Annotated in this window: 4 pseudogenes; 3 read left to right on the top strand and 1 reads right to left on the bottom strand. The window is 60.0% G+C overall.

What is annotated here, in order from left to right:
- Positions 1-225: 225 nt before the first annotated feature.
- The 3 pseudogenes from J8I82_RS37340 to J8I82_RS39845 form a co-directional block, all read left to right on the top strand.
- Positions 226-1,178: pseudogene (locus J8I82_RS37340) on the top strand (Mu transposase domain-containing protein); the annotation flags it as partial.
- A pseudogene (gene istB / locus J8I82_RS37335) lies at positions 1,175-1,947 on the top strand (IS21-like element helper ATPase IstB). The pseudogenes J8I82_RS37340 and istB, both read left to right, overlap by 4 nt.
- A gap of 189 nt (positions 1,948-2,136) precedes the next feature.
- A pseudogene (locus J8I82_RS39845) lies at positions 2,137-2,418 on the top strand (DUF779 domain-containing protein); the annotation flags it as partial.
- 47 nt (positions 2,419-2,465) lie between these two features.
- On the opposite strand, the pseudogene J8I82_RS37325 reads toward J8I82_RS39845, so the two are convergent.
- Positions 2,466-3,797, bottom strand: a pseudogene (locus tag J8I82_RS37325) (IS5 family transposase).
- Positions 3,798-3,962 lie beyond the last annotated feature (165 nt).

The following is a 3,962-nucleotide window of genomic DNA, read 5'->3' as shown; positions in this document are numbered from 1 at the left end:
ACTACGCCCAAGCCAAGTTGGATACCAAACGCGAAGCCTTGCAGCGCCTGCAACCGCATTCAAAGAGCGACAGGCCACCCCCGTGGCGCCGGGACGAGAACTTGCTCACGTGGCTGGAATCGCTCTGAGCTGGCCTATCAAATCTGAAGGAACCTCGCTGTTGGCTATGGGGGAGCAAAGAACAGGCCGAGGTTCCTTCACATTTCTCGCTGCTATTGATTAACCCAGTACGTGGTCCTGGACAATTTAAAGGAGGGTGTGCTCAAGCCTGACCTGTATGAATCTGAGCTCAACCCGGTGTATGCGGCCATGCTGGCTCATTATGGCGTGGTGGCCGATCCCGCACGGGTACGCGACCCTGACCGCAAGGGCACAGTCGAGAATGCGATCCAGCATACGCAGGCTACTGCTCTGAAAGGGCGGCGCTTCGAGTCGATCGAAGAGCAGAATGCCTTCCTTGAGCAATGGGAAGAAAAATGGGCCTCCAAGCGGGTCCATGGCAGCACACGGCGCCAGGTTCAAGCGATGTTCGAAGAAGAACGTCCTCACCTGAGGGCGCTACCGGCAAGGAACTTCGAGTACTTTACCGACCGCGTCTACACCGTCTACGACGACACCTGTATTCGAGTCGACCACAGCAGCTATGCCGCCCGGCCGGCGGCCATCGGCAGTCGGGTGCTGGTGCGCAAATACGCGCATCGTCTGGAGATCCGGGACCTGAAAACCCAAGCCTTGCTGCGCAGCCATGATCTGGCGGACAGGCCCGGCACGGTGGTGCTGCCGCAGGACGAACGCCTGTTCAATCCCTCACGCGAGACACGTCGCATCCTGGCGCAGGCCAAGACTATTGGGCCATCTGCCGAGCGCCTGTGCCAACTCCTGTTCGACACCGAAGGCCGGGTAGGTCAGGCATCGTCGGCCTGGTTCGGCGGTATCCACGCCGGCTGATCGAAGAGGCGTGCGAAACCGCCTTGCGAGAAGGCGTGCCCAGCTATCGCCGCGTCAAGGCCTTGACGGAGCGTCTGCTTGAGCAGGCGCTGGCCGCTCTCGATGTGCCGATCCAGGGCGAGCTGCCCCTGACCCAGGAACACCCCCTGATCCGGGACGGCGACGACTATGCCGACCTGTTCACGCTCGGCGCCAAACAAAGTGCCGCAAACCAAGGAGATTACCCATGACCATGAGTCTCGCAGAAATCGACCGCGCCTTGCGCGACCTGCGCCTGACGGGCATCGGCGCCACACTGGAGACCCGCGTGCTGCAGGCCCAGGCTAGCCAACAACCCTTCCTCGAAACCTTCTCCATGATCCTGCAGGACGAACTGGATCGTCGCCGCTCCCGGCTGCTCGAGCGGCGCTACCAGCAGTCCGGCCTGGACGAGCGCCGCACCCTGGCCGAGTTCGATTGGGCCTTCAACCCGAAGCTGCCGCGCCAGGCCTGCTTCGAGCTGCATACCTTGAAGTTCGTAGCCGACGCCGACAATGCGCTGCTCATTGGCAAGCCCGGCACCGGCAAAAGCCACATCGCCAAGGCCATTGCCTACAACGCCATCCTGCAGGGCATAAAGGTGCGTTACGTCGAGTCCGACACGGTGTTCGCCGGATACGCCATAGACACGCGCGCCGATCAGGACCGTCTGCTCAAGATGCTGCTCGAACCGGAACTGGTCGTGCTCGACGACTTGTTCCTGGCAAAACGCATCCCGGATGCCGCCGCCGAACTGCTGCAGACGCTGGTCCACCAACGCTACAAATTGCGTCGCAGCACATCGTCACGTCCAACCGCGTGGTGCAGGACTGGGGGCGATACCTCGGCGACAACACCATGGCCACCACCATCCTCGACCGACTGATGCACCGCTCCAAACTCCTCGAGTTCGAAGGCAAGAGCTATCGCCTCAAGGAAGCGGCCACCAGGCTTGCTGTATCAGAGAAAGCCGACTCATAATCAGCTCGTCCTGCCTGGGGGAATTTAGCCGACCACAAGTGGGGGAGTTTGAAGTGACCATCCGGGCTCCAAGCAACTGTCAAGTATGCGAGGCTGTGGGAAAAGAACCGATATTGTTTTCGAGAAAGGACCGGAATGGCAAGTGTGCACGTAGTCGCAACATGAGGTGTTGCAAAGCTTCTTCGAAAGCTTGAAGACGAGAACGGCCCTATTGTCCTGCTCCAAAAGAATGGCGCCCTGCGCCAAGGACAACTAGTATGTTGGCCGCGATCTGATTATCTGGCTAGCTCGCGAGAAATCTGTATTGGAGACATCGGGGGAACGCCCCTTTATGTTCTAGCATCCGAGTTGGCGTTGCTGGAGCGCGCACAGCTTGTTGTCGACGCCGGCCCAGGGACAGGAGGGTGGTTTGCAATGCAGCGCAAACTTGGTATTTGCTTCTTTACTCGAACTAGACGGATGCCTTCCTGATACTTAGTCGGCCCTGAACAATTCCCTCCGCAGATTCGCCGGGTACTTCAGCAAAGTGATATGGCGGGCTGATCGAGACGGAGTAGACGCAGAATCCAGGCACAAAGAAGCCGACGCAGCTTCCGCAGGATCAGGCGGATGTTGTGGCCGGCGCCGCACAGGACTGCATGCAGGGCGTCGCCGAGTGGGCCCTTCAGCCAGTTGCGATCGAGCTTGCCATCCGCTTTCATGTGCCCTATGGCGGGCTCGATGGCACTGCGCCGTTTGATCATCGCCTTGATAGCTCGGGTGACGCCTCGCTTCTGGCCTGAGCGGAGGATGCGGATGCCATCCACCTCTACGCCCCGATAGCCTCGGTCCACTACAGCAATCTCCGGGCGAACGTTGGAGAGAATCTGGGCTTGCTCGAGCGCCTCGTAGAACGTGTGCCCGTCATACGGGTTGCCTGGCATGGAGCGCGAGCCGATCACCAGCCCTTCCTTGAGCGTAGTCGTGATCGATACCTTCACGCCAAATTCATACGGCTTGCGGGCTTTGCCCTTGCTGATGCACTCCACCTCCGGCGCATACAAGGCATACAGCTTGTTCTTGTCATTGGTGCGCTGTGTCAGCAATCGGCGTACTCTTGCTAGGAGTTCCCGCAAAGCCTCGCGCTGCGACTCGGGCACGGCACCAAGCTGGCGCTCCACGTCCCGGTACACCCGTCCCACGCGCGAGCGCAAGGTCCGCAGGGTGCGCCGCATTCGCTTGTGCTTGTATTGCTTCGCATGAGCGTAACGCCCGATCTGTGCCGCCAGTCTCGGAGCCTCACGGTTGTAGTTCTGTCGCAGCTTCAGGCCCAGACGCTTAGCTGCCTTCACCAAGTGAACACGTCCGCGCTCCAGCAACCTGGAGTCGGTTGGGTGAGTCACGGCCTTCTCCATCACGGTGGTGTCGACGATCACGCGTCGCAAGCTCGACTCCCTGACCGCACCGGCACGCTTGGCCGCATCGATGGTATGCGCCAGCAATTCTTCAACGCCCGCCTCGCCCAGCCGGCGACGCTAGCGTGACAGGCTGGACGAATCAACCGGTGGATCGGTCTGCAAATACGTCTCGCCGGTGAAGAACTGCCAATAGGGATTCTCTACCCAGCCCCACACCACGTCTTCATCGGACAGGCCGAATGCGTGCTGCAGGTACAGCAAGCCGGCGATCAGCCGCGGGCGCGTCGCCGGGCGGCCGCGCTTCGAAGTAAAGCTCTCCGACAGCGCATGCTCCAGGGCCGACCAGTCGATCAACCCGGCCAATTGCACCAACGGGTGACGCATGTTGATTTGCTCGGCCAGCGGCTGCTTGAACAACTCGCCAGTCTGCGGCGTGATCGGCGTTGGGCCCATTCAGACCTCATCAGAATTTGCAGGATTCTGGGTGCAAATATGCCTCATTCCTGCAATTCCTGATACCGGGTACTTCCCTCAAAGCCTTGCTAGTACAACATCCCGCAAATATCTTTAATAATTATCGGGCTGTAAATAGGGCTCCAGGAGCGTGACGATCAACTG

The organism is Cupriavidus consociatus (assembly GCF_017814975.1).
GTDB lineage: Bacteria > Pseudomonadota > Gammaproteobacteria > Burkholderiales > Burkholderiaceae > Cupriavidus > Cupriavidus consociatus.
Note: the sequence above shows the minus strand (reverse complement) of the source record. Positions and strands in the feature narration are given on the sequence as shown.